Genomic DNA, 24,048 nt, shown 5'->3' with positions numbered 1-24,048 from the left:
CAGGTATTTGGTTACCGTGGAAACATTGAAGCCGGGTTTTGGTTTGGCTCCGGATCATGACAAGCAAAAACCTTGGTTAGCCCTTATGATAGGCAACTCCCGTTTGCACTGGGCATATTGTAGCGGCAATACTCCCCTCGCAACCTGGGTCACAGATTACAGCCCCGCTTTGGACCAGTTGCCGGTTTCGTTGGGAGAAGTGCCCTTCCTATTGGCGTCGGTGGTGCCGGAACAAACCGAAGTTTGGCAAGCATATCAACCCAGAATATTGACCCTAGAAGATATTCCCCTAGGTAATACTTACCCCAGCTTTGGCATTGACCGGGCTTTGGCTGGCTTGGGGGCGGGGTTGATCTATGGCTTTCCCTGTTTAATCATCGATGGGGGCACTGCCTTGACCATTACTGGTTTTGACCAAGATAAAAAACTGGTGGGGGGAGCGATCCTGCCCGGTTTGGGATTGCAGTTACAAGTCCTTGGCGATCGCCTGGCGGCCCTACCCAAGTTGGAGTTAGATTCGTTGACCCAGTTACCTGACCGTTGGGCTCTGGATACCCCCAGCGCCATTCTGAGCGGTGTTACCTATGGCATGTTGGGGGCATTGCAAGATTATCTCCAGGCTTGGCAAGCACAATTTCCCGGTGCCGCCATGGTTATGACCGGAGGAGATGGCAAGATACTGCATGTTCTATTGGGACAGCATTCCCCTAATCTGGCGGTGGCCCTGAATGACAATTTAATTTTTTTAGGTATGGCCGCCATACAACACGGCGATCGCCCCATCTGCTAGGGTTAGGGGTCGGCATTGTTCTAGCGACGGAGATTGGATCGGGGTGAATGTGGGCCAAGGCCAATGGTGGGAAATTTTTTCCTGGTTATGTTTATTGCCCATAGCCGGGGGCATTGTGTATAACCTGCTGACGGTGGCTACCACCAAGATTTTTCTGGGAAGATCCCTGCCTAAACAGGATTTCCAACCAGGGGTATCGGTGTTGAAGCCAGTACGGGGTCTGGAAAAAAACTTAGAAGCTAATTTACGCACCATTGCCCAGCAGAATTATCCGGCCTATGAAGTAATTTACTGTGTGCAAGATCCCCAGGATCCGGCCCTGGCCCTGGTCAAAAAGCTGCAAGCAGAATTCGGTCCAGAAAAAATCATTGTCGCCGTGGATGAGGTTGAACAGGGGGCCAACGGTAAAGTTAATAATCTCCTAGGGGGATTAAAACAGGCTAAATATGACATTTTGGTGATTAGCGACAGTGACACCCATCTGTGCCCCGATTACCTGGCAACCATAGTCAGTCCCCTGGTCGACCCCCTAGTGGGTTGCGTCACTACTCCCTTCAAATTGACCCAAGCCCAAACCTGGTACGAAGCTTTAGAACTACTGACTATCAATGCTGACTTTATACCCAGTGTGCTGTTTGCGGAAGTAACCGGAGCCTCCAAAGCTTGTTTAGGCCCTTCCATTGCCATTCGGCGATCGACTCTGACCCAATTGGGGGGATTAACCGCCTTGGCGGACTATTTGGTGGAAGACTTTGAACTGGGCAGGAGGGTTTGGACCAGCGGCTTAAAAATGGTGTTGTTGCCCTATGTGATTGACGCGGTGGTGGATTTAGAACAATGGCAAAGTTGGTGGAGCCATCAAATTTATTGGGATCAAAATACCTATCTAGCCCGTCCCGCCCCGTTTTTAGCCACCGTTATCATCCGTGCCGTGCCCTTTGCCCTTTTATTCAGCCTTTGTCACTGGTCTGAGTCTTGGGCTTGGCTAATTCTGTTTATAACCCTAGCTATTCGTTATGGAACGGCAGCCACAGTTGCACGGCAACTAGAAGATGGGGAAAGCCTCCGCTATTTGGCGTTATTGCCGCTGAGGGACTGCTGTGGCCTAATTTTTTGGGCCCTATCCTTTTCCCAACGGCAAGTGCTATGGCGGGGTATCCCCTATCGTCTTACCAAGGGAGGCAAAATGGTACTGGCTTCCCCTACCCCTAAAAATTAAAGCGGGATGATTTGAGTCGGTGCTGATTGGCATTAGTCTTAGTGTATTGACTGACGGAAGGATTTCCCTTGGGATCAATTACTCCGGTGGCAGTTTGCCAAAGACTACGGGGCGCCGGGGTAACAACGTAAATATTGGCTTCCTTGCTTACATAGTACCATTGCTTGCTTTGACATTCCGGGCACCAAAATTCTTCTAGCCATTCTCCGGTGAGACTGACAGTAGGGCGATCGCCAAGCACGAGACTAGCTTTTTTATGGGTGTAGCCCCGGCTCCGTAGTTGGACAATTTGATCAGCATAGAGTCCATGTTTTTGGCTGACGCTATCTAGGTAACAACCGTGGATCGGGCAATGGATGGGGCGACGTTTAGACCTTTTACGATGGCGGGGACGCTTAGCTTGTCTAGTAGGGAGAAAAGTGACATTGGTGGCAAAATCTGGGCAACCCATGGCTTTAATGAATAAAAATAACGGCTAAAGTAAAGTTCTGATTATCTTCATTGAGTGGGAGCCTACCACAATTTAAGTGAGACCCTTCAACAATTACTCTCCAGACTGGGAAGTATTTTTTGAGAGGGCAAAACTCAAAAACTGAATTGTCGGAGAACTTGGAGTAAAGCGTTGTTCTGGCATGGCTAAGGAGAGGGGAACTTTTGGCACGTCCAGCCCTATCTATAGGCCCAGCTTACTCACCCTACTCCGGGCGATTTGTAAACTGAATGTTACAAATTGACTTATCCGGTATAGGATGTTAAGCATATTTGCCTAGACAATTGGTTTTGCACAGTTCTTGCTGAACAATCCCATTGAATGCTAAAAACACATTGGTTGATAAACATAATTTGTTGATCTTGTCTGGGTTGTCCTGGGATAGACGTTGGTGGGGTGTGGGCAACAATGGGTTGACAATTCCCCTGACGACGAAACCAAAGGACTGGTGTTAACTTTTTTCCCCTTTTGTTGGAGGTTGTGAAAACCCGTGCTCCAAGTTGCTACCCCTACTGCTACCGAAGAAACCCAGACGGTTATTGAAATTGAAGGCCGGGCCTCCCTACGGGGGGAAGTCCGCATTAGTGGGGCTAAAAATTCCGCTTTGGCGATCATGGCCGGTACCATCCTTTGTTCCGATGATTGTCGCCTCAGTAATCTGCCTGCCCTGGCCGATATTGACAAAATGTGCCAAATTTTGGCTGCCATTGGGGTCAAGCTCAAACGGGATGGCGATCGCCTGGTGGTGGATGCCAGTCACGTGGGCCATGGCCCTGCTCCCTATGATTTGGTCTCCCAACTGCGGGCCAGCTTTTTCGTCATTGGCCCCCTACTATCCCGTTTGGGTATGACCAAGGTGCCTTTACCAGGGGGGTGTGCCATTGGCACCAGGCCGGTGGACCTCCATGTGCGGGGTTTACAGGCCATGGGTGCTGACGTCCACATTGAGCACGGGGTAGTCAATGCCAGCATTAAGGGTAATGGTCGTCGTTTGACCGGGGCGAAAATTTACTTGGATTATCCCAGTGTGGGGGCAACGGAAACTATATTGATGGCCGCCACCCTAGCAGAAGGGGAAACAGTCATTGATAACGCCGCCCGGGAACCGGAAATTGTTGATTTAGCTAACTTCTGCCGTTCCATGGGGGCCCAGATCCGGGGGGATGGCTCCAGTCGTATTATTATCAACGGGGTAGAAAAACTCCACAGCACCGACTTTCCCATTATTCCCGATCGCATTGAGGCGGCCACATTTCTCTGTGCCGGGGCCATCACCCATTCCGAAATTAGTCTTTTCCCTGTGGTGCCGGATCACCTGGCCTCCGCCATTGCTAAATTGCGGGAGATTGGCCCAGAAGTGGCGATCGATGCCCCGGATCGGGTGCGTTTGATTCCCCGGGATCTGCGGGGCACAGATATCGAAACCCTACCCTACCCAGGTTTTCCCACCGATATGCAGGCCCAATTCATGGCCTTGCTGGCGGTAAGTGAAGGTAACAGTGTGGTCACGGAAACTGTGTTTGAAAACCGCCTCCAACATGTGGCGGAGTTACAACGTATGGGGGCTAATATCAAGCTCAAAGGTAATGCGGCCTTTATTCAAGGGGTGCCCTTCCTCTCCGGTGCGCCGGTGATGTCCACCGATTTGCGAGCTTCCGCCGCGTTGGTAATTGCCGGGTTGGCCGCCGAAGGTAAAACCATTGTCCAAGGTCTGCGCCATTTAGACCGGGGTTACGAAGACATTGAAGGTAAATTGCGTAAGCTGGGGGCTAAGTTAACCAGGATTGAACAGCCCGTCAGTCTTTAAAGGTTCCGTTGATTTGATGGGGGGACTAATGGGCGATCGCCTGTTAGTCCTTTTTGCTGATTGTTGGTCACCGCGTTGCCACTAGAAAAACATTTGCAAATTTCGCCATGGTAAATTCCCACCGCCTTGAAACCGACAGCATGGGTCCCTTGGAAGTACCAGCCGATCGCCTGTGGGGAGCCCAAACCCAGCGTTCCCTAATGTTTTTTGACATTGGTAGTGACGTGATGCCCCCGGATTTAATTCGGGCTTTCGGTATTCTTAAAAAAGCGGCCGCAATTACCAACCGGGATTTGGGTAAATTGCCAGGGGACAAGGCAGAGTTAATTATTCAGGCAGCGGACGAAATTATCGCCGGGCAGTGGTTAGACCATTTTCCTTTACGCATTTGGCAGACCGGCAGTGGCACCCAAACCAATATGAACGTTAACGAAGTGATTGCCAATCGGGCGATCGCCATGGCGGGGGGAGAATTGGGTAGTAAAAATCCGATCCATCCCAATGACCATGTCAATATGTCCCAGTCCTCCAACGACACGTTCCCTACGGCGATGCACATTGCGGCGGTGGAAGGTCTGCAAACTAAATTAATTCCCAGTTTGCAAGCTCTGCGGGATAGTCTCGAGGAAAAAGCAGACAGCTTTGCTACCATCACCAAAATTGGCCGTACCCATCTGATGGATGCGGTGCCCCTAACTTTAGGGCAGGAATTTTCTGGTTATGTCGCTCAGTTAGAACAGGGGTTAACCCAGCTCAATCATTGCCTACCAGGATTGTTAGAACTGGCCCTGGGGGGAACCGCGGTGGGCACCGGCTTAAATAGCCATCCCCAATTTGCAGAAAAAGTAGCCCAGGAAATTGCCCAGTTAACCGGCTATCCTTTTGTTTCCGCCCCCAACAAATTCGCTGCCCTGGCCGGCCACGAGGCGATCGCCTTTGTCAGTGGAGTGCTGAAAAGCATTGCTACTTCCCTAATGAAAATTGCCAATGATCTGCGCTGGATGGGTTCTGGGCCCCGCTGTGGCCTGGGGGAATTGATGCTACCGGCCAATGAACCGGGGTCTTCCATCATGCCGGGGAAAGTTAACCCCACCCAATGTGAAGCTCTGACCATGGTCTGTGTGCAGGTAATGGGGAACGATGCCACCATCGGTTTTGCCGCCAGCCAAGGCAACTTTGAACTGAACGTGTTTAAACCGGTCATCATCCACAACTTGCTCCAATCCATTCATTTGCTCAGTGATAGCTGTGCCAGTTTCCAGCAAAATTTGGTCACAGGATTAGAAGTAAACAAAAGCAAAGTCAAAGAATTTTTAGACAATTCCTTAATGCTCGTCACCGCCCTCAATCCCCACATTGGTTACGACAATGCCGCCCAAGTAGCCAAAACCGCCTTTAGCCAAGGCATTACCCTTAAACAAGCCGCTGTGAATTTGGGTTTGTTGACCCCAGAACAGTTCGACGCTTGGGTAATTCCGGAGCAAATGATTGCCCCGATCGCCGATTAGGCATTTTGCAAAAAAACGTAGAATGTTGGCATTTATCGTCTATAGACACTGAAAGACAACTGTTATTATTGCTTTTTGCCGCACTCTAATCTAACCAACACATTTTTGGGAATGATGGTCCGAAATTTTCTTGCGATCGCTCCAAAATGGTGTGATGCACCAAATTTTTCCGCATATTGTGACTGTGGAGGGTTTTATACGGAAATTTTCTGCATAATCAATAGTTATGCAGAAATAAAGCCGCTCTACCGGATAGCCTACAATGTTGAAGGGAAATAAGCCTTAGCTTAAAGAGAAGACGGGTATGACAAGTGAATCTTTTGAAAAAATGCTTACAGGAGGGCATCCCAACTCTCTTGGTAGAACAATTGAGGTGGTTGATATAGTATTAGCCAATTCCGCAAGACTTTCGGATTTATACAATTGTTATTTCAGTGCCGATGAAATTGTTCGACTTCGCACATCTAATGCCATCAAGAGAATATCCTTAGAAAATCCTGAATGGCTTGTTCCGTATATTGATAAATTTATTTCTGAAATATCAAAGATTAATCAGCCCTCGGCACAATGGACTTTAGCAAATTTATTTCAGACTCTTTCGATCTTTATGTCGGAGGCGCAGAAAACCAGTGCAAAGAAGATTCTTCAAGATAATCTTGAAAACTACACAGATTGGATCGTCTTAAACAATACAATGGATACCCTAAGTAAATGGGCAATAAAGGACTCGATATTAAAAGAGTGGTTGCTACCGCATTTGGAGATATTAGCTCGCGATCCCAGGAAATCGGTTGCAGGAAGAGCTAAGAAAATCAAGACAGATCTGATGTGAGCTAAATCATGTACTTATGATGAAAGCTTTTTGCAATCTATATAATGGGAACGTTAAGCATCAACTAGCCCGAAGGAGACAAAGAGTGTCTGAATATTACGCTTCAGTGAAATGGACTCGCAGAAGAGATGAACCATATATCGATAATAAATATAGTCGTGGACATGTTTGGGAGTTTGATGGAGGAGTTAGCGTATCGGCTTCGTCATCACCTCATGTTGTACCTCTACCGTATTCAGTCGAAGCGAATGTTGATCCTGAAGAGGCATTTGTCGCTTCGTTATCAAGTTGTCATATGCTCTTTTTCTTATCAATCGCTGCCAAAAAAAGATTTGTAGTTGAAAGCTATATTGATGATGCTATAGGCATCGTGGAGAATGACCAATCAGGTAGAATATCCATGACTAAAGTTACTCTTCGTCCAAAAACTGTGTTTACCGGTGACAGAACTCCTTCAAGAGAAGATCTTGAAAAAATGCATCATCTGTCCCATGAACAATGTTTTATTGCCAACTCGGTAAAAACAGTGGTAACCACTGAAATAAATGCTTAATAAGGCGCTGCTACGGAAAATTTGCTCGCCGATTAACCCATTACCGAGGCAACCCTGGGTGCAAAGCTAGAAATTACCTGCCAAAACCCCTCCGGATTCGTTAGGCTAGGGGGAGGTATTGAAAGTACTTTTATTTCAAATAGCTCACACAGCTAGGGGAACTAGGCACCACCATGGGGGAAATGAACACTGCAGACCTATTGGTTCAATGTCTGGAAAATGAAGATGTTGAATACATTTTTGGCGTACCCGGAGAGGAAAATCTCCACATCCTCGAAGCGCTGAAAAACTCACCCATCCGCTTTATTACCACCCGCCACGAGCAGGGAGCGGCCTTTATGGCCGACGTTTACGGCCGTTTAACCGGCAAAGCAGGGGTTTGTCTTTCCACCCTTGGGCCTGGAGCTACCAACCTTATGACTGGGGTAGCGGATGCCAATTTGGACGGTGCTCCCCTGGTCGCCATCACAGGCCAGGTGGGCACTGACCGGATGCACATTGAGTCCCACCAATATTTGGATTTAGTGGCCATGTTTGCCCCGGTGACCAAATGGACTAGGCAAATTGTCCGACCCAGTATTACCCCCGAAGTGGTACGCAAAGCTTTTAAACTGGCCCAGAGCGAAAAACCGGGGGCCACCCACATTGATTTGCCGGAAAATATTGCTGCCATGCCGGTGGATGGTAAACCCCTGCGACGGGACAGCCGGGAAAAGGTTTATGCAGCTTTTCGGACCTTGGGCACAGCGGCCACGGCCATTTCCAAGGCCAAAAACCCCATTATTTTGGCCGGCAATGGCACGATCCGGGCTGAAGCCAGTGAAGCTCTGACGGAATTTGCCACTAGTTTGAATATTCCGGTGGCCAACACCTTCATGGGCAAAGGCACCATCCCTTACACCCATCCCCTTTCCCTCTGGACGGTGGGTTTACAACAGCGGGATCACATCACCTGTGCCTTTGAAAAAAGTGATTTGGTCATTGCGGTGGGCTACGACCTGATCGAATATTCCCCCAAAAAATGGAACCCCACTGGAGATTTGCCCATTGTGCACATTGGCTCCACCCCAGCGGAAATCGACAGCAGTTACATTCCCCAAGTGGAAGTGGTGGGGGACATTACCGACTCCCTGATGGATTTACTCAAACGATGTGATCGCCAAGGGAAACCCACTCCCTACGGCGCTTCCCTGCGGGGGGATATCCGGGCCGAGTATGAATGCTATGCCAATGATGATGGTTTTCCTGTCAAACCCCAAAAAATTATTTATGACCTGCGCCAAGTGATGGGCCCCGATGACGTGGTTATTTCCGATGTGGGGGCCCACAAGATGTGGATGGCCCGCCATTACCACTGTGACAGCCCCAATACCTGTTTAATCTCCAATGGTTTTGCCGCCATGGGCATTGCCATTCCTGGGGCGATCGCCGCTAAGTTGGTCTATCCTGAGCGCAATATTGTCGCAGTGACAGGGGACGGTGGTTTTATGATGAACTGTCAAGAACTGGAAACGGCCATGCGGGTGGGCACTCCCTTCGTCACGTTAATCTTTAACGACAACGGCTACGGACTGATTGAATGGAAACAGATCAACCAATTTGGCGAATCCAGTTTTATTAAGTTTGGCAATCCAGACTTTGTCAAGTTTGCCGAAAGTATGGGACTGAAGGGTTACCGGGTGGAAGCAGCCGCGGATCTAATCCCCATTCTTAAGGAAGCCTTGGCCCAACCTGTACCCACCGTCATTGATTGCCCAGTGGACTACCGGGAAAACATCCGTTTCTCCCAAAAAGCGGGGGAACTGGCCTGCGAAATTTGGGAGTAGATAGGGATCTACCAAATCGGCGCTAACTCTAAAACAAATTCTGGCAATATAGCTTCACCACTGAGGCTTTCAGGATTTTCTAAAACTTCCACCGCCTGACCAGGACGATAAATTTCTACGGTGCGAGTTTGGCGATCAATTAACCAACCCAATTGAGCACCATTTTCTTGATACTCTTGCATTTTTTCCCGCAGGGGTTTTAGGTCATCACTGGGCGATCTTAATTCAACGACAAAGTCCGGGCAGAGGGGCACAAATCTCTGTTGTTGTTCCGGGGTTAAGCTTTCCCATCGTTCCCGTTTTAACCAGGCTGCATCCGGCGATCGGTCGGCCCCATTAGGTAAGCGAAAGCCCCCAGAAGAATCGAAAAAAATTCCGGTGCCATCCCGTTCTGCCCAAAGACCTAGACGTAGTATCAAAATGCCGTTACGGTTACTGGTTTCGCCTCCGATAGGTGACATAATCACTAAATCTCCCTGGGAATTACGCTCAAAACGTAGCTCTCGATTAGCCAAACAGAGTTGATAAAATTGCTCATCAGAAAAGGATAGGCTATCAAGTTTAATGGTTAGGGCGGCGGGCATTGACTTTATCCCAGAGACATTGATGTGGCGTTGGTTTCCATTCTAAAGGAAGCGACAATCTAGCTGGAACGATTTTTTTGTTGAGGAAATATTCGTTTCTCCCAAAAAGTAGGGGAATAGGCCTAAATAATTTGGGAGTAGCGTCTGGGCTACGAACTACTAAGCCACGTCGTCGTGGGCAAAGCGATTTATAGAGGAAGTCCAAAGCGTAGTTACGAAACTGGTAATAGGTGAGGGATGTAGGGATGTGGGGGATTCTATAATTCGGTTTCGATCCCTGTGGCGAGAAAAGGGAGCAGTCATAATTACCCCAATGTTGGCGTGGGGCCGGTCATCATCACCAGGCGATTAAGGCAAAAAACTAGACGTCGGAATCGGGTTAACTGGCCAAACTTTTACCACTGCGGACTTAATTGGTGCGGATTCTAAGCTCCATAGGGGAGAAATGTGGGTCATGTCGTTTTTGAGAACCCATAATTATTTTAATTGCATTATTAACCCAAGGGAAAAACCAGATCCAAGGCAGTGGCAGTAAATTGACGGATGGATGTGTGGACAATCTCGATCGCCGTTCTAACCTACACTTGAAAAATCTTCAAAAGTTATCCCATTTCTAGGTTCTATGCCGTCTTCACCGACCCATGAACATCCTGTTTCATCACATCCTTGGTGGCAGGTGATGTGTTTAACCGGAGTGGATTATTTTTCGACTTTGGGTTATCAACCTGGGATTGCTGTCCTTGCCGCTGGGGACATGGCTCCCATTGCGACCCTGATTTTAGTGCTGGTCACCTTATTTGGGGCATTACCCGTATATCGGAATGTGGCTAGACTCAGCCCCCACGGAGAAGGATCGATCGCCATGTTGGAACATTCTCTACCTTGGTGGCATGGCAAATTTTTAGTACTGATTTTGCTGGGGTTTGCCGGGACGGATTTTATTATTACTATTACTCTCTCCGCCGCCGATGCCACAGCTCATTTGGTTGAAAATCCCCTATTAGTTCGCTGGTTGCACGGTCAAGAAATCCCCCTCACCCTGATATTGATTGCCTTGCTGGGAGCATTGTTTTTGAAGGGCTTTCGGGAGGTGATTGGTTTTGCGGTGGTCATTGTTGTTGTTTATTTAGGCTTAAATTTGGTCGTCATTGCCATGGGTATCTATCAAATCAGTCTAAACCCCATGGTCTTTCCCCAATGGCAAGCTGGTCTGAGTGCCCATCACCATAATCCTTGGATAGTTTTAGGAATTAGCGCCCTATTATTTCCCAAACTGGCTTTGGGACTATCGGGGTTTGAAACGGGGGTTGTGGTTATGCCCCTGGTAAAGGGTGACCCTACGGATCAAGAAAGTAACCCTGTGGGAAGGATTCGTAATACCCATCATTTACTAGTGACTGCCGCCGTCATTATGAGCCTATTTCTGCTGGCCAGTATTTGGGTGACGACGTTATTAATTCCCACTGCCGCTTTTCAACCAGGAGGGCAAGCCAATGGTCGAGCGTTAGCCTACTTAGCCCATCGCTATTTAGGGGAAATTTTTGGGACGGTTTATGATCTCAGCACGATCACCATTTTGTGGTTTGCTGGGGCATCAGCCTTGGCGGGATTATTAAATTTAGTTCCCCGTTATTTACCTCGGTATGGCATGGCCCCGGAATGGACTCGGGCGGTTAAACCTTTGGTAATCATTTTTATGGCGATCACCTTTGCGATAACGTTAATTTTTCGCGCTAACGTAGATGCCCAAGGGGCAGCCTATGCCACAGGAGTTTTGGTGCTAATGAGTTCGGCAGCAATTGCGGTGGCTCTCTTTTTTCATCGTCAACGTTCCCGTTGGAGCACGGGCATTTTTGCGGCGATCGCCCTTGTATTTATTTACACCACCATTGTCAACATCATCGAACGACCAGATGGGATTCGTCTCGCCATTTTCTTTATCACTACCATTGTCACCACCTCGTTAATTTCTCGGGTGTTTCGCTCCACCGAACTGCGGGTCACATCCATTGAATTAGATGACTCAGCCCAAGAAATTTTGTCTAAATACCAACATCAAAGCATTCACCTGATTGCCCATCGTCCTTTTAAAAAGGAATTCCAGGAATATCGGCAAAAGGAACAATCTGCACGCCATAATAACCACATTAGCAAAAGTGACCCCTTGATTTTCTTGGAAGTGGACGTAGTAGACGCTTCCGTGTTTGTGGATGCCATCCATGTACGGGGCATTTATCTGGATAAATATCAAATTCTGCGGGTTCAAAGTTCAGCGGTTCCCAATGCGATCGCCGCTTTATTACTCTATTTACGGGATCAAACTGGCCATTTACCCTCTGTGTATTTTGGTTGGACGGAGGGCAATCCCTTGGAATATTTACTAAGATTTCTCTTGTTTGGGGAAGGAGATATTCCTATTCTGACCCGCGAAGTATTGCGAAAAGCCGAACCCAATCCCCAAAATCGCCCCCGTATTCATGTTAGTGGTTAGGCTCTTGATACTGAATTGTAATCTTTGTAAAAACATTTGAGCTTAGCGCGGTTCGCTAATTATTCATAACTAGGAACCCTTTTGAAAACTTGAGAAATTTCAATCTCAAGCCACGTCGTCGTGGGCAAAGCGGTTATCGAGGAAGTCGAGGGCGTAGTTACGCAACTGTTAATAGATGGGGTCTTCCATAATCCGGTCTTGATCGCGGGGCCGGGCAAAGGGGATAGTCATAATTTCCCCAATGTTGGCGTGGGGCCCATTGGCCATCGTCACCAGGCGATCGGCGCCAAGGATGAAGCAAAAGTAGTAGTGATTTCGATCGCCCCTCGGAATTAACCCTTGTCCTAAGTCTATCCGAGCCTAAACCTCCGGGGGCAATTCCAACGGTAGGGGGCCTAGTAACCCTTTGCGAAAATCGTTCAGCAATTGCACTGCGGCCCTTTCCCGATCGCCATTATGGCGGGCATCGGCTAGGGCAATTAAATACAAATCCCCGTTCATAGTTTCCGGCGGTACTTGATAACGGTGCGTCAACGCCTCCCCCAGGGACAAATCCAGCAACAGATCCACCATGGCGATCGCCACCGCCTGATTTTCGTACGCTGCTTCACCAATGTCTTCACAGATAGCCAATTTCAGGGCATTGGCCTGATTTTCCAGCTTGAGGGGAATCACCCCAGGGGAATCGAGCAGTTCTAAACTATCGGAAATACGAATCCACCTTAACTGCCTAGTTACCCCCGCCCGCCGGGCACTTTCCACCACCTTGCGCCCCAACAATCGATTAATTAATGCAGATTTACCTACGTTAGGAAAACCCATCACCACCGCCCGCACTGGCCGAGGTTGCATGCCCCGCCGTTTTCTTCTTTCATTAACCGCTTTGCCGGCTTGCTGGGCCGCTTTACTGATGGCCTTCACCCCGGTGCCCTGCTTGGCATTGGCATAATATACCGTTTGATTTTGCTGACGAAACCACGTTAACCACTGCTCCTGCAACTCCGGTGTGATCATATCCACCCGGTTGAGAATAATTAATTTCGGCTTTTCTCCCACCCAGAGGGGCACATCGGGGTGTTGGGATGCCAAGGGAATGCGAGCATCAATTACTTCCAGCACCACGTCAACTTTGTTTAACTGCTCCCGGAGTTGTCTTTCCGCTTTGGCAATATGCCCGGGATACCATTGGATTAAGGCCATGAGTTGTTCACTTTTTTACTGACGAGGGCTTCTGGGGGCCACGCTCCCACCCATAACAGCTTGCCACATCCCCGCCGGAAGTTACCTTACCCCTAGGCGATCGCCAAAAATCAGCATATATACACCAAGTTAAAAGTAAATCTTTTACACCATTACTGTAATCAACTTCACCGATAAAATTTTCCTCTACCATTCCTGGGGTCAAATCCATACCTGGCCATGACTCCCGCTCAACTTAATATTTCTTAATATTTTTAGTTGCTATAAATTCTCATTTATGCCCCTATAATAATTCGGGGGTAAGTGCTAAAGATTCTTAACTGCTTCATCGGTGGTTTGAGTTTAGTCCTAGGGAAAGATTGGCGATCGCCGCTGTGGTCAAGCCAGAATGGGTCTCGGGTGGACAGAGAACGCTTTATTCTTTGCCTCCATGGCGGCATCCCCCCTAGGGTTCCCAGCACTTATTGCCATAATTTATTATTTGTCGTCTCATTAAGGAGGCAATTCTGTGCAAACCTATAGCAACGACACCGTTCAATACGAATGGTGGGCCGGCAACGCCCGTTTCGCCGATCAGTCTGGGCTTTTTATTGCGGCCCATGTGGCCCAAGCAGCCCTCACCGCCTTCTGGGCTGGAGCTTTTACCCTGTTTGAAATTTCCCGTTTTGATCCCACCCAGGCCATGGGGGACCAGGGATTAATTTTACTGCCCCATTTAGCCACCCTCGGTTGGGGTGTGGGCGATGGCGGACAAATTGTGGATACCTATCCCTACTTTGTCATTGGTAGTATTCACCTGATTGCTTCAGCGGTACTGGGGGCTGGGGCTTTGTTTCATGCCCTGCGGGCCCCCGCTGACCTTAGTACCCTTAAGGGCCAGGGCAGAAAATTCCATTTCACCTGGGAAAACCCCCAACAACTGGGCATGATTTTGGGTCACCATCTCCTGTTCCTGGGGGCTGGGGCCCTACTGTTGGCAGGCAAAGCCATGTATTGGGGGGGATTGTACGACGCCACCACCCAAACGGTGCGGCTTGTGAACGAACCAACGTTGGATCCCTTCGTTATTTATGGTTATCAAACCCATTTTGCCAGCATCAGTAGCCTGGAAGATCTGGTGGGGGGACATATTTTTGTTGGTGTTCTGCTCATTGGTGGAGGCATTTGGCACATTCTGGTGCCCCCTTTCAGTTGGGCTAAAAAAGTTCTGCTCTTTTCCGGGGAAGCCATTTTGTCCTATTCCCTGGGGGGCATTGCCCTCGCCGGATTTGTGGCAGCCTACTTTTGTGCCGTTAATACCCTGGCCTATCCGCCGGAATTTTACGGCCCGCCTTTGGCAATTAAATTGGGCATTTTTCCCTATTTTGCGGACACCGTGGAACTGCCCATGCATGCCCACACCAGTAGGGCTTGGTTGGCCAATGCTCACTTTTTCCTGGCCTTTTTCTTTCTGCAAGGTCACCTCTGGCACGCACTGCGGGCTTTAGGCTTCGACTTCAAACGGGTCGAACAGGCGTTGGATTCCCTGCAAACCTAGTCATTAGCCATTAGCTTTTCCTCTCTTAAGCAAGCATCGGGGTTTACTTTGCCTAGCCATGCCAGCCTGAAATTAAGACTCCATTGCTGGGTAATGGTAAACCTCTTTTTTTAATTCCCTTGCTTGAGTCAATTGATGTTTACTCTCCCATTGCCTAAAAAATTATGGGTCACCCTCACACTTGTTTGTGCTGTTCCCACTGTCTTTTGCGGCATTTACACCAAGGAAATTTAGTTTGGTATTGCTGTCAGTGTCGCCAAATGCAGGCGATCGCCAACGATAGCACTAGCCCCCTTTATTTCAACACCTCGGAACTGTTAAACCAAGCTCTACTTAATGCTTAACGGCTTCCCCAGATTATTTCTACAAAAAAATTAAGCTCATTAACTTTTCAGGAACCATGACAAAAATTGGACTCTTTTACGGTACCCAAACCGGCAACACGGAAACCATTGCTGAGCTCATCCAAAAGGAAATGGGCGGTGATAGTGTGGTCGAGATGATGGATATTTCCCAAGCTGATGTTGATGATTTTCAGCAATACAATTCCCTCATTATTGGTTGTCCTACTTGGAATGTGGGGGAACTCCAGAGTGATTGGGAAGGCTTTTACGACCAACTAGAAGAAATTGATTTTAATGGTAAAAAAGTAGCCTATTTCGGTGCAGGCGATCAGGTTGGTTACGCTGACAACTTTCAAGATGCCATGGGTATTTTAGAAGAAAAAATTAGTGGATTAGGAGGAAAAACAGTGGGATTTTGGCCCACCACTGGTTACGACTTCGATGATTCAAAAGCGGTAAAAAATAACCAATTTGTTGGTTTGGCTTTGGATGAGGACAATCAACCGGAATTAACTGAAGGCAGGATCAAAAAATGGGTTAGTGAAATTAAACCCATTTTGCAATCCTAGGTATTCTCAATCTGGGGGTGTACAGCCATCAATTCTCCAATAATTGATCGACTCCGCCAGTAGTTCATGTTGCTTGAGCTTATCTTAAACATCTGGTCATTTACCACAGTTGCTTTGAGCTTTAACTAACTTTAATTAACCAGTAAATACTTTAGGTTCGACTGAGTTATTTTCTACTCCTCACTTCATTTAAATCCTTACCTAACCTTTTTTACCCCTAGTTGGACTCCTACCATGAAAAACCAGAATATGCCCCCAGAAACCCCCATTGTCTGGCTCAACTTTAGCCCAGCATTAAGACGTTTTGATCGTCCTTTACTGCGGCAATTAAGCAAAAGCCAACCCATTTTACAATGGGATTACCATCAAACCGCCGATGAACCCAACTGTTTAACAACAGGACTAAATTTAGTTGGGGAATATCTGGAAAATTTTGAGCAGCCTGTCCATTTAATTGGCCACAGCACCAGTGGTTTGTTGGCGTTATTGTACGCTCGTCAATGTCCCGAAAAAGTTCGTTCCCTCTCCCTACTTTCTGTGGGGGTATATCCCGCCCTGGATTGGCAAGCCTATTATTACAATCAATTTGATGCTCTGCGCTACAGCCGTCATTTGCTCCTTGGTCAAATGGCCCACCATTTATTTAACTGCTGTTCCCTGCGTCAGACCCAAACCATTGTTAATATTCTGGAAAATGATCTATTAACTTCCATTTCTCCCCACAGTTTGTATAAACAATTAATCATTTTGCCCAACCACATTGCTGTGCCTCTCTTGGTGGCAGTGGGGGAAGCAGACGGCATTATCGACACCAGTTTATTCAATGGCTGGCAACGATGGAAAAAACCTGGCGATCGCCTCTGGTTATGTCCTGAAGGAAAATATTTTTTTCAGTTTGAGCACCCAGAAATAACTGCATTCCAACTACAACAATTTTGGCGATCGCTCCAAGGACAGGAAGCCCCCTCTTCCACCTCTCTACTGGCCTAGGTTGGCCGCGAGTCTAACCCTAACTTAGCCGATTCGCTTGGTTGCAACCACCGCAGAGACTATAAAATATGAGGTGCCGACGGTTGTCAACTTCAGGAGCATTGCCCATGTCAGTCCAAAACCTGAGTAAACAAGATGTAGCCGCCCTCACTGCCGAGGATGTGGCCCAATTGGCCCAACGCCTGGAAAATGACGATTACACCGATGCTTTTGAAGGGCTGAAGGATTGGCATCTCCTGCGGGCGATCGCCTTTCAACGGGAAGACTTGGCGGAACCCTATCTTTACCTGTTGGACAATGAAACCTATGACGAAGCTTAAATCTAGCCACCCATGGTGAAGGGGAAACGCATCCTAATTGGGGTGGGTGGCGGCATTGCGGCCTATAAAATTTGTGAGGTGGTGTCCCAACTATTTCAGCAGGGGGCAGAAGTAAAGGTCATTCTCACGGCCGGAGGTGAGAAGTTCGTCACGCCCCTAACTTTTACCACCCTGGCCCGCCATCCCGCCTACTGTGACGCCGATTTTTGGCAACCCATACACCACCGTCCCCTCCACATTGATTTGGGGGAATGGGCGGATATTTTCTTGATCGCTCCCCTTACCGCCCACACTTTGGCCAAACTGAGCCATGGTTTTGCGGACGATTTACTGAGCAATACGGTACTAGCTTCCCGTTGTCCGATTCTTTTGGCCCCCGCCATGAATACGGATATGTGGGAACAGGAGGCAGTGCAAAGGAATTTACAACAGTTGCTGACCGATCGCCGTTACCATTTGTTAGCGCCCAATGGGGGGCTGTTGGCCTGTGACCGTAGAGGGATGGGACGTTTGGCCGAGCCAACGCAAATTATTAACCGACTGCAGGCCCTGCTGTTTACCCAGGGGCAAGAAGATTTACGAGGTAAAAGGATTCTTATCACCGCCGGGGGCACCCAGGAATACCTTGATGCGGTGCGTTTTATCGGTAATCCGTCCACAGGCAAAATGGGTTTAGCTCTGGCTCAATCCGCCGGCGATCGGGGGGCAACGGTGACTCTCATCCATGGTCCCCTAGGGGATTTGTCCATACCCATGGGAGTAACCAGTGTGGCAGTAGTTAATGCAGAGCAAATGCAACAAGCTCTGATGGCCCAAGCTCCCCTGGCGGATTGGATTGTGATGGCCGCCGCCGTAGCCGACGTTAAACCCGCCCAAATAGTAATGGGCAAAATGGCGAAACAGGATTTACCCGCTAGCTTACCGTTGGCCCCAGTGCCGGATTTAATTGCCCAGGTTGGCAAACAAAAACAGCCCCATCAATTGCTAGTGGGTTTTGCGGCCCAAACGGGAGATATTATTACCCCAGCCCAGGAAAAGTTACAGAGAAAAAATCTGGATGTAATTGTCGCCAATCCCATTGACCAACCCCAGGCGGGTTTTGGCAGTGACAGTAATCAGGCGGTAATTATTGACAGGAACGGTTCCCAAACGGCGATCGCCCCTTGTACGAAATTGGCCATGGCCCACCAGATTTGGCAATATTTGTTGGAAAGAGTGGGAAGTTGATTAATCCGCTCTAACTTCTCCTAGCTTCCCCTTATTGACATGGTGATTAATCCCCCCTAGCCCCCCTTAATAAGGGGGGGAGTTTTATGAAGGGGGGGAGTTTTGATGATCCAACCAATCTAGGGTGCGGTGGATGGCCCAATTTTCGTCGGGGTCATTGTTTTTCCTTTGACAACGGGCATTGGCAATGTAGCCCACATGGCCGCCCTTGGGGGTTAACTGTAAATCCACACCGGTAAGTTGGCTTTGCAAGCTGGCCAATTCCTCTGCTATGGCGGGATGGAACATGGGATCATCGGCGGCGTAGAGCAATAGGGTTGGTTTAACAATTTTGCTTAATAGGGGTAGGGCACTACTGGCTTCGTAATAATCTGCCACCGAAGCAAATCCCAGGCGATCGATTACCAAATTGTGGTCAAAACCCCAAATGGTATTGGCCCGTTCAATAGCTTGGGGATCAAACTCCCCTGGATGGTGGCGATGTAACTGCCAGGCCAATTCCTTAAGCTTGTTGGCGATCGCCTTTTCCAAATACCGTCCCACAGGATGGCTAGTTAAATAATTGAGGGAGCGCTGGGAATCAAGGCTAGGGCAAACAGCCATAGCTCCCCCAATGTCCGTGGGCGAAAGGTTAGCTAAAATTGCGTCATTGTTAGCCCAATCCGTCAGGGTTTGCCCCTTATACACTCCCCACAGGGCAAGCTGACCCCCCAGGGAATAACCCCCAAACCAAAAGGGGCCAGGATAACCCAAAGCCTTAGCTTGGGCCGCTAAATAGACAAAATCCTCCCCTTCATACAAGCCATCGGAGGTGAGGGTAGGGGAGAGTTCCGCCGATTTACCGTGGGCCCGCCAGTCAAATAAAATTACGCCATAGTTCCGTTCATGGGCCCAGCGTCCCCATTGTCGCAAAAAGCCCTGATCTTCCAGGGATCCGGTGATGCCATAGGTGGCAATTAAGGTCCCCTGGGCTTGGGGAGGAATGGGCGATCGCCATGTTTGTAGGGGCACGGCCCGGGAGCCGGTCATTACTTGGGCAATATATTCAGGTTCCCCGGCCTGGGCTGAGTTTAAGCAACGCTGATTGGCCACAAAGGCTGTGTAGATAGTCATGGCCAAGCCCGACGATAAATACCAAGGGGGGGTAAATCGGGGTAACACTTGACGTTTTTCGGACGGAGCCAACAGAGGCGATCGCATAAATTGATTGGAATTTCAGTGGAATCTAGCTAGCTAGGGAATAGGAATAGCATCAATCTGCAATTTAACCTTTTCATCGGGATAGCTGGCTAAACGGATTGACACACTACGCACCGAATCCGGCAACGGCCCAAATAATTCAATGGTGCCGTTATACACCTGGCGATCGCCGGGTAAAGTGGGGGGCAAAGAATCGGCAAAGGAGCTCAACAGATTATTATCCTGGTCCCTGACTTCCAAAAAACTGTACAGAAACTCCACTTCTTCCGGGCCATTATTCTGCAAACTTACTGCCAACTTGAGGCGACGGCGATCGTGGACAACATTTTCTACCCGCATCAATACCCCTTGATTTTCGCCGCTAACTGGGGGATTGGGCGCATCAGCATCTAAGACTTTTTTTCCGTATCCGTCTCCGCCTGGTCAGCATTAGTGGAGTTAGCTTCCCCCTTAGGCATTTTCTGTTGTTTTTTGATATATCCCCTAGTTTCCTTCGCCACCTGTTGAATATTCACTGGCTTGAACTTCGCACCGGAATCTGACTCATCTTTGGCCTTTTCCTCTTCCGTGGGCGGGATCACAAACTGCTCCATGGGGTTACTGGGCGGTTGCACAACCCCCTCCAGAGCCGCATCCCCCAATTTATAGCTAATAAGGGCCGTGCCCCCCATACAAGCCACCACCGCTAGGAATAGGGCTAGGGGACTGAAGACAAAATCACCAAAATTAGATTTAGAGCGATGCTTCGCTTTAACGACCTTATTAGCCATGGAAAAAGGGAGAAAAACTTAATTAGAACTGGGCAACCCCACCTAGCGGTCCACCGATCCCATGATAATGTCGATGCTACCGAGGATTGCCATAATGTCCGCCACCTTTACCCCCTTAAGGATGTGGGGCAGAATTTGCAGGTTGTTAAAGTCCGCAGAACGGATTTTCCAACGCCAGGGGAACACATCGTCATTACCTTGGATAAAGATGCCCAACTCTCCTTTGCCGCTCTCCAAGCGCACGTAATGTTCGCCAGCGGGGATTTTAAAGGTGGGGGCAACTTTTTTGGCAATGTACTGGTATTGGAAATCATTCCACTCCGACTTTTTGCCTTCCTGGAGTCGCTTGGCTTCCAGATTTTCGTAGGGGCCACCGGGCATGGCTTTGAGGGCCTGACGAATGATTTTGACTGATTCCCGCATTTCCCGGATACGCACCAAGTAACGGGCAAAACAATCCCCAGCGGTTTCGTACTGCACTTCCCAATCAAGCTCGTCGTAGCACTCGTAATGGTCCACCTTGCGCAGATCCCATTTCACCCCAGAACCGCGGAGCATGGGGCCGGATAAGCCCCAGTTAATGGCCTCTTCCCTGGTCACAGTGCCCACCCCTTCTACCCGACGACGGAAAATGGGGTTGTTGGTAATTAATTTTTCGTACTCGTCAACCTTGGGCAAAAAGTAGTCACAAAAGTCCTCGCATTTGTCATTCCAACCGTAGGGCAGATCCACTGCAACCCCACCAACGCGGAAATAATTATTGTTGATTAACCGCATACCAGAAGCAGCTTCCCACAGGTCATAAATCATTTCCCGTTCCCGGAAAATATAAAAGAAGGGAGTTTGGGCGCCCACATCCGCCATAAAGGGGCCAAGCCAGAGTAAATGGTTGGCGATGCGGTTCAGTTCCAGCATGATCACCCGGATATACTGGGCCCGCTTGGGCACTTCAATATCGGCTAGTTTTTCCGGTGCATTGACAGTGATGGCTTCGTTGAACATACCGGCGGCGTAGTCCCAACGGCTAACGTAGGGAACGTACATAATATTGGTACGACTTTCAGCAATTTTTTCCATGCCTCGGTGCAAATAACCAATCACTGGTTCACAGTCCACCACGTCTTCCCCATCTAGGGTCACAATCAGGCGTAACACCCCGTGCATAGATGGGTGATGGGGCCCCATGTTGAGCACCATTGGTTCGGTTCTGGTTTCAATCTTGGTCATACCCGGTAAACTGCGATCGGCAGGGATGTGGTGTGGTTGAACGAGAAGATCTCTTTAGCAAATGATATGGCATGGCCCTTGGGGAGGCAAGGCATTACTAGCGGATTGATCCCCGGCGGCCGTTTGGGGGAAACCGGCCTACAATATTCAAAGTTTTGTTGTTTTGCTTCCAATGTGCTGGAGCGGGGTGTGGTTTGAAAAATTTTTCCGGTGGCATGAAAAAAATAACTGCCTTTCCCTTCCCTTTATTCAAATTTCTTAAGTCTTCTAAAAGTTTTTCTTTTCAGGCGATCGCCGGCCGTTGGCGGGTTTCCCGTAAATGGGGGTTGATGCTGATTCCCCTCGCTTCTGTTGGCAGTATTCCCCTGTTATTGGCCTGGAGTGGCTATGGAGAGGGACCCAATGCCAAAACAGATAATGGCACCGAAGTAAGGGCCGACATGGCCGGCGAAGAACTAATTAAGACGTTACCACCCCTGAGTCAAATTCCTGCCCCTCCCCAGGATTCCGCTTCGGGCTTGAAAAGTCCCCGTCCCATCACGGCGGCAAACTTGGCGAAAAGCTCTCCAGGGACAACTGCTGGGGTAACAGATAATGCCCCCAATGCCACTGTGCAGTCCGGTAACAGCAATAATTCCTCCGTTCAAAATAGTGCTCCATCCCCGTCGGCCCGTCCTACCGCCGCTACACCCCAAACTGCGGCTGCTGCTCCCCCCATGGCCGCCCCGGTGGACTACACTCCCCCACCGCTGGAAATCCGAGTCGGCATTCAGAGGGATGTGCCAAGCGTGGCGATCGCCGTTTCTAGCCAAGGATATCTACAGAATCGTCAAGGGCAAGGGCTGATGAGCCTCAATGCGGGCCAAAGTCTTAACGTCACTGCCCAGGGCAATAGTCTGCTGATCAACGGTCGTTCGGTTCCCGGCGTAGTCTGGTTTACCGCTGACGCCAATGGCTATTTGGCCGTAGGCGATCGTTGGTACCGAGGAAGGGTGCTGTTGGTGCCCAGGGGGGATAAGGTCTTAGCGGTTAACTATGTCAATTTGGAGCATTATCTAACCAGTGTGGTCGGTAGCGAAATGCACTCCACTGCCCCCACCGAAGCCCTCAAAGCCCAGGCGATCGCCGCCCGTTCCTATGCCTTAGTCCATATGGTGCGGCCCGCCAGCCAGTGGTTTGACCTAGGGGACACCCAACGGTGGCAAGTGTACAAAGGCATCGGTAGTGAACAAGGCCCTTCCCATAATGCCGTTACTTCCACCCTCGGGCAGGTGTTGAGCCATAACGGGGGAGTGGTGGAATCCCTCTACGCATCCACGGATGAAATTGTGGCCCGGGTGCATAAAGGTAAAGGCATGAGTCAGTATGGGGCCTACGACTTAGCTCGTCAGGGTTACAACTATCAGCAAATTCTCAGCCGTTACTATCCTGGGGTGGAAGTGGCCCGGGTAGTGTTAAAAAATTGAGTCGTTTTGACTGATTGCTTGCCCGGCCTTCCCCAGTTTTTCGATAAAGTATAAGAAGTTACCAGTTAACTAAAGCAAACTCCTTTTCACCGGAAATAAAACCATGAGTACCCAAGATAAAGCCAGGGAACTGCTGGCCAAGGATCGTCAGAACGAAAGTCAATTGCAGGAAAACATGGCGGCTCGGGCGGCAGAAACAGAATTGACCGTAGCGGAAGACCTGGACGAGAAAGCCAGGGAATTGTTAGCCGAAGAACGACAACAGGAAAAACATGTGGAAGAAACCATGCTCAGTCGTTCCACCGAGGAATTGAGCTAATTGTAATTATACCGATCTTATAGCCAAACCCTTTTCCCACAAGCCTTGCCAAGGGTTTAGGGCATATCCTTCCCGTAGGGGGACTAAAACTCAATGCCTGGTTGAGCCTTAACATTTTGCTCCCGGAAAGGGTGCTTGACCAGGGTCATTTCTGTGACTAAATCGGCCCGGTCGATCAATGGCTGGGGTGCTCCCCGGCCCGTCAAAATAACGTGATGAGATTCCGGTTTTTCTTCTAGTCCCGCTAGTACAGTTTCCACGTCCAGATAGCCCAGTTTTAACGCCACATTTACCTCATCCAGTAGGACTAGCTGGTAATCAGGATTGCGGATATACTCCAGCGCTTTTTGCCACGCTGCATGGGCGATCGCCTGGTCCCGCTGCCGGTCTTGGGTTTCCCACGTAAAACCTTCCCCCAGGGCCAAAAAAGTTAATTGGTCTTGCCAAGGAGCAAAGGCCGCCTTTTCGGCCGGTTCCCAAGCCCCTTTGATGAACTGAATAATGGCCACCTGATAACCATGACCCAGGGACCGCAACACCATCCCCAGGGCAGCGGTGGTTTTGCCCTTGCCGTTGCCAGTGTGAACAATTACCAGACCCTTCTCTGCCTTGGCCGCCGCAATGCGCTCATCCTGTAAAGCTTTGCGCTTTTGCATCTTAATTTTGTACTGCTCATCGGACAGGGAATTGGCCATGGTAACTGTTAAGAATTTCTGCAAAAATTGTAACTCTTGCAGGGGACAAATGTTAAGAGTTTGTTGTGAAAACTGCGATGATCT

The 24,048-nt window shown here is 49.1% G+C and carries 24 protein-coding genes and 2 pseudogenes; 16 read left to right on the top strand and 10 right to left on the bottom strand.

Features of this window, described 5'->3' with window-relative positions:
• Positions 1–16: 16 nt before the first annotated feature.
• Together H6G45_RS07875 and hpnI are read left to right on the top strand one after the other, a co-directional pair.
• Positions 17–790: a pantothenate kinase gene (locus H6G45_RS07875; protein WP_190597894.1), complete on the top strand. Its 774-nt coding sequence runs from the start codon at positions 17–19 to the stop codon at positions 788–790.
• A 43-nt stretch (positions 791–833) separates the two neighbouring features.
• On the top strand, positions 834–2,009 hold the full coding sequence (gene hpnI / locus H6G45_RS07870) for a bacteriohopanetetrol glucosamine biosynthesis glycosyltransferase HpnI (RefSeq protein ID WP_347338253.1): 1,176 nt from the start codon (positions 834–836) through the stop codon (positions 2,007–2,009).
• On the opposite strand, the gene H6G45_RS07865 is transcribed toward hpnI, so the two are convergent.
• On the bottom strand, positions 1,999–2,460 hold the full coding sequence (locus H6G45_RS07865; protein ID WP_190597893.1) for a hypothetical protein: 462 nt from the start codon (positions 2,458–2,460) through the stop codon (positions 1,999–2,001). The two genes, hpnI and H6G45_RS07865, sit on opposite strands and share 11 nt — an antisense overlap.
• A gap of 529 nt (positions 2,461–2,989) precedes the next feature.
• On the opposite strand from H6G45_RS07865, the gene murA reads away from it, so the two are divergent.
• The 5 genes from murA (at position 2,990) to H6G45_RS07840 (ending at position 9,025) form a co-directional block, all read left to right on the top strand.
• Positions 2,990–4,306, top strand: a complete 1,317-nt coding sequence (murA, locus tag H6G45_RS07860; protein WP_190597892.1) for a UDP-N-acetylglucosamine 1-carboxyvinyltransferase — start codon at positions 2,990–2,992, stop codon at positions 4,304–4,306.
• Positions 4,307–4,413: 107 nt separating this feature from the next.
• Positions 4,414–5,814 carry a class II fumarate hydratase gene (gene fumC / locus H6G45_RS07855; protein WP_190597891.1) on the top strand — a complete coding sequence of 467 codons (1,401 nt, stop codon included), beginning with the start codon at positions 4,414–4,416 and terminating at the stop codon, positions 5,812–5,814.
• A gap of 304 nt (positions 5,815–6,118) precedes the next feature.
• Positions 6,119–6,646, top strand: coding sequence for a hypothetical protein (locus H6G45_RS07850; protein ID WP_190597890.1), 528 nt, complete (start codon positions 6,119–6,121; stop codon positions 6,644–6,646).
• Positions 6,647–6,731: 85 nt separating this feature from the next.
• Entirely contained in the window at positions 6,732–7,199 is a 468-nt protein-coding gene (locus H6G45_RS19815; protein ID WP_190597889.1) for an OsmC family protein, read from the top strand.
• Positions 7,200–7,372: 173 nt separating this feature from the next.
• Positions 7,373–9,025, top strand: a complete 1,653-nt coding sequence (locus tag H6G45_RS07840; RefSeq protein ID WP_190597888.1) for an acetolactate synthase large subunit — start codon at positions 7,373–7,375, stop codon at positions 9,023–9,025.
• A gap of 8 nt (positions 9,026–9,033) precedes the next feature.
• On the opposite strand, the gene H6G45_RS07835 is transcribed toward H6G45_RS07840, so the two are convergent.
• Together H6G45_RS07835 and H6G45_RS07830 are read right to left on the bottom strand one after the other, a co-directional pair.
• Positions 9,034–9,609 carry a Uma2 family endonuclease gene (locus H6G45_RS07835; protein ID WP_190597887.1) on the bottom strand — a complete coding sequence of 192 codons (576 nt, stop codon included), beginning with the start codon at positions 9,607–9,609 and terminating at the stop codon, positions 9,034–9,036.
• A 159-nt stretch (positions 9,610–9,768) separates the two neighbouring features.
• Positions 9,769–9,971 (bottom strand): annotated as a pseudogene (locus H6G45_RS07830) (ABC transporter ATP-binding protein); the annotation flags it as partial.
• 260 nt (positions 9,972–10,231) lie between these two features.
• Here H6G45_RS07830 and H6G45_RS07825 point away from each other — a divergent pair.
• Complete coding sequence (locus H6G45_RS07825; RefSeq protein WP_190597886.1) at positions 10,232–12,100, top strand: APC family permease; 1,869 nt, start codon at positions 10,232–10,234, stop codon at positions 12,098–12,100.
• A gap of 105 nt (positions 12,101–12,205) precedes the next feature.
• On the opposite strand, the pseudogene H6G45_RS07820 reads toward H6G45_RS07825, so the two are convergent.
• Together H6G45_RS07820 and ylqF are read right to left on the bottom strand one after the other, a co-directional pair.
• Positions 12,206–12,385 (bottom strand): annotated as a pseudogene (locus H6G45_RS07820) (ABC transporter ATP-binding protein); the annotation flags it as partial.
• Positions 12,386–12,460: 75 nt separating this feature from the next.
• Positions 12,461–13,300: a ribosome biogenesis GTPase YlqF gene (gene ylqF / locus H6G45_RS07815; protein ID WP_190597885.1), complete on the bottom strand. Its 840-nt coding sequence runs from the start codon at positions 13,298–13,300 to the stop codon at positions 12,461–12,463.
• A gap of 508 nt (positions 13,301–13,808) precedes the next feature.
• Here ylqF and H6G45_RS07810 point away from each other — a divergent pair.
• The 6 genes from H6G45_RS07810 to coaBC all read left to right on the top strand — a co-directional run bounded on the left by H6G45_RS07810 (position 13,809) and on the right by coaBC (position 18,287).
• Entirely contained in the window at positions 13,809–14,837 is a 1,029-nt protein-coding gene (locus tag H6G45_RS07810; RefSeq protein ID WP_190597884.1) for a chlorophyll a/b binding light-harvesting protein, read from the top strand.
• Positions 14,838–15,001: 164 nt separating this feature from the next.
• Positions 15,002–15,181: a hypothetical protein gene (locus tag H6G45_RS07805; RefSeq protein ID WP_190597883.1), complete on the top strand. Its 180-nt coding sequence runs from the start codon at positions 15,002–15,004 to the stop codon at positions 15,179–15,181.
• Positions 15,182–15,237: 56 nt separating this feature from the next.
• Entirely contained in the window at positions 15,238–15,750 is a 513-nt protein-coding gene (gene fldA / locus H6G45_RS07800; protein WP_190597882.1) for a flavodoxin FldA, read from the top strand.
• Between the two features lie 234 nt (positions 15,751–15,984).
• Positions 15,985–16,740: an alpha/beta hydrolase gene (locus tag H6G45_RS07795; RefSeq protein ID WP_190597881.1), complete on the top strand. Its 756-nt coding sequence runs from the start codon at positions 15,985–15,987 to the stop codon at positions 16,738–16,740.
• Positions 16,741–16,808: 68 nt separating this feature from the next.
• Positions 16,809–17,060: a DUF2555 domain-containing protein gene (locus H6G45_RS07790; RefSeq protein WP_190597880.1), complete on the top strand. Its 252-nt coding sequence runs from the start codon at positions 16,809–16,811 to the stop codon at positions 17,058–17,060.
• A 12-nt stretch (positions 17,061–17,072) separates the two neighbouring features.
• Positions 17,073–18,287, top strand: coding sequence for a bifunctional phosphopantothenoylcysteine decarboxylase/phosphopantothenate--cysteine ligase CoaBC (gene coaBC, locus H6G45_RS07785; protein ID WP_190597879.1), 1,215 nt, complete (start codon positions 17,073–17,075; stop codon positions 18,285–18,287).
• Positions 18,288–18,371: 84 nt separating this feature from the next.
• Here coaBC and H6G45_RS07780 read toward each other — a convergent pair whose 3' ends face one another.
• From H6G45_RS07780 to H6G45_RS07765, 4 genes are read right to left on the bottom strand one after another with little or no spacing between them, the layout of a single operon-like run.
• Positions 18,372–19,487, bottom strand: a complete 1,116-nt coding sequence (locus H6G45_RS07780) for an alpha/beta fold hydrolase (RefSeq protein ID WP_190597878.1) — start codon at positions 19,485–19,487, stop codon at positions 18,372–18,374.
• 33 nt (positions 19,488–19,520) lie between these two features.
• Positions 19,521–19,826 carry a hypothetical protein gene (locus H6G45_RS07775; RefSeq protein WP_190597877.1) on the bottom strand — a complete coding sequence of 102 codons (306 nt, stop codon included), beginning with the start codon at positions 19,824–19,826 and terminating at the stop codon, positions 19,521–19,523.
• A 50-nt stretch (positions 19,827–19,876) separates the two neighbouring features.
• The gene (locus H6G45_RS07770) at positions 19,877–20,257 is read right to left on the bottom strand and encodes a hypothetical protein (RefSeq protein ID WP_190597876.1); all 381 of its coding nucleotides are present in this window, start codon (positions 20,255–20,257) and stop codon (positions 19,877–19,879) included.
• A 42-nt stretch (positions 20,258–20,299) separates the two neighbouring features.
• Complete coding sequence (locus H6G45_RS07765) at positions 20,300–21,484, bottom strand: NAD(P)H-quinone oxidoreductase subunit H (protein ID WP_010872566.1); 1,185 nt, start codon at positions 21,482–21,484, stop codon at positions 20,300–20,302.
• A gap of 194 nt (positions 21,485–21,678) precedes the next feature.
• Here H6G45_RS07765 and H6G45_RS07760 point away from each other — a divergent pair, with 194 nt between their 5' ends.
• Together H6G45_RS07760 and H6G45_RS07755 are read left to right on the top strand one after the other, a co-directional pair.
• On the top strand, positions 21,679–22,950 hold the full coding sequence (locus tag H6G45_RS07760) for a SpoIID/LytB domain-containing protein (RefSeq protein ID WP_242018095.1): 1,272 nt from the start codon (positions 21,679–21,681) through the stop codon (positions 22,948–22,950).
• Between the two features lie 103 nt (positions 22,951–23,053).
• Positions 23,054–23,269: a hypothetical protein gene (locus H6G45_RS07755; RefSeq protein ID WP_190597874.1), complete on the top strand. Its 216-nt coding sequence runs from the start codon at positions 23,054–23,056 to the stop codon at positions 23,267–23,269.
• 83 nt (positions 23,270–23,352) lie between these two features.
• Here H6G45_RS07755 and cobO read toward each other — a convergent pair whose 3' ends face one another.
• A complete protein-coding gene (gene cobO / locus H6G45_RS07750) occupies positions 23,353–23,964 on the bottom strand; it encodes a cob(I)yrinic acid a,c-diamide adenosyltransferase (RefSeq protein ID WP_190597873.1) in 612 nt (203 codons plus the stop codon).
• Positions 23,965–24,048: the final 84 nt, after the last annotated feature.

It is taken from the genome of Synechocystis sp. FACHB-383 (assembly GCF_014698605.1).
GTDB lineage: Bacteria > Cyanobacteriota > Cyanobacteriia > Cyanobacteriales > Microcystaceae > Synechocystis > Synechocystis salina.
The sequence above is the reverse complement of the archived record's forward strand: the minus strand, read 5'-3'. Positions and strand labels throughout refer to the sequence as shown.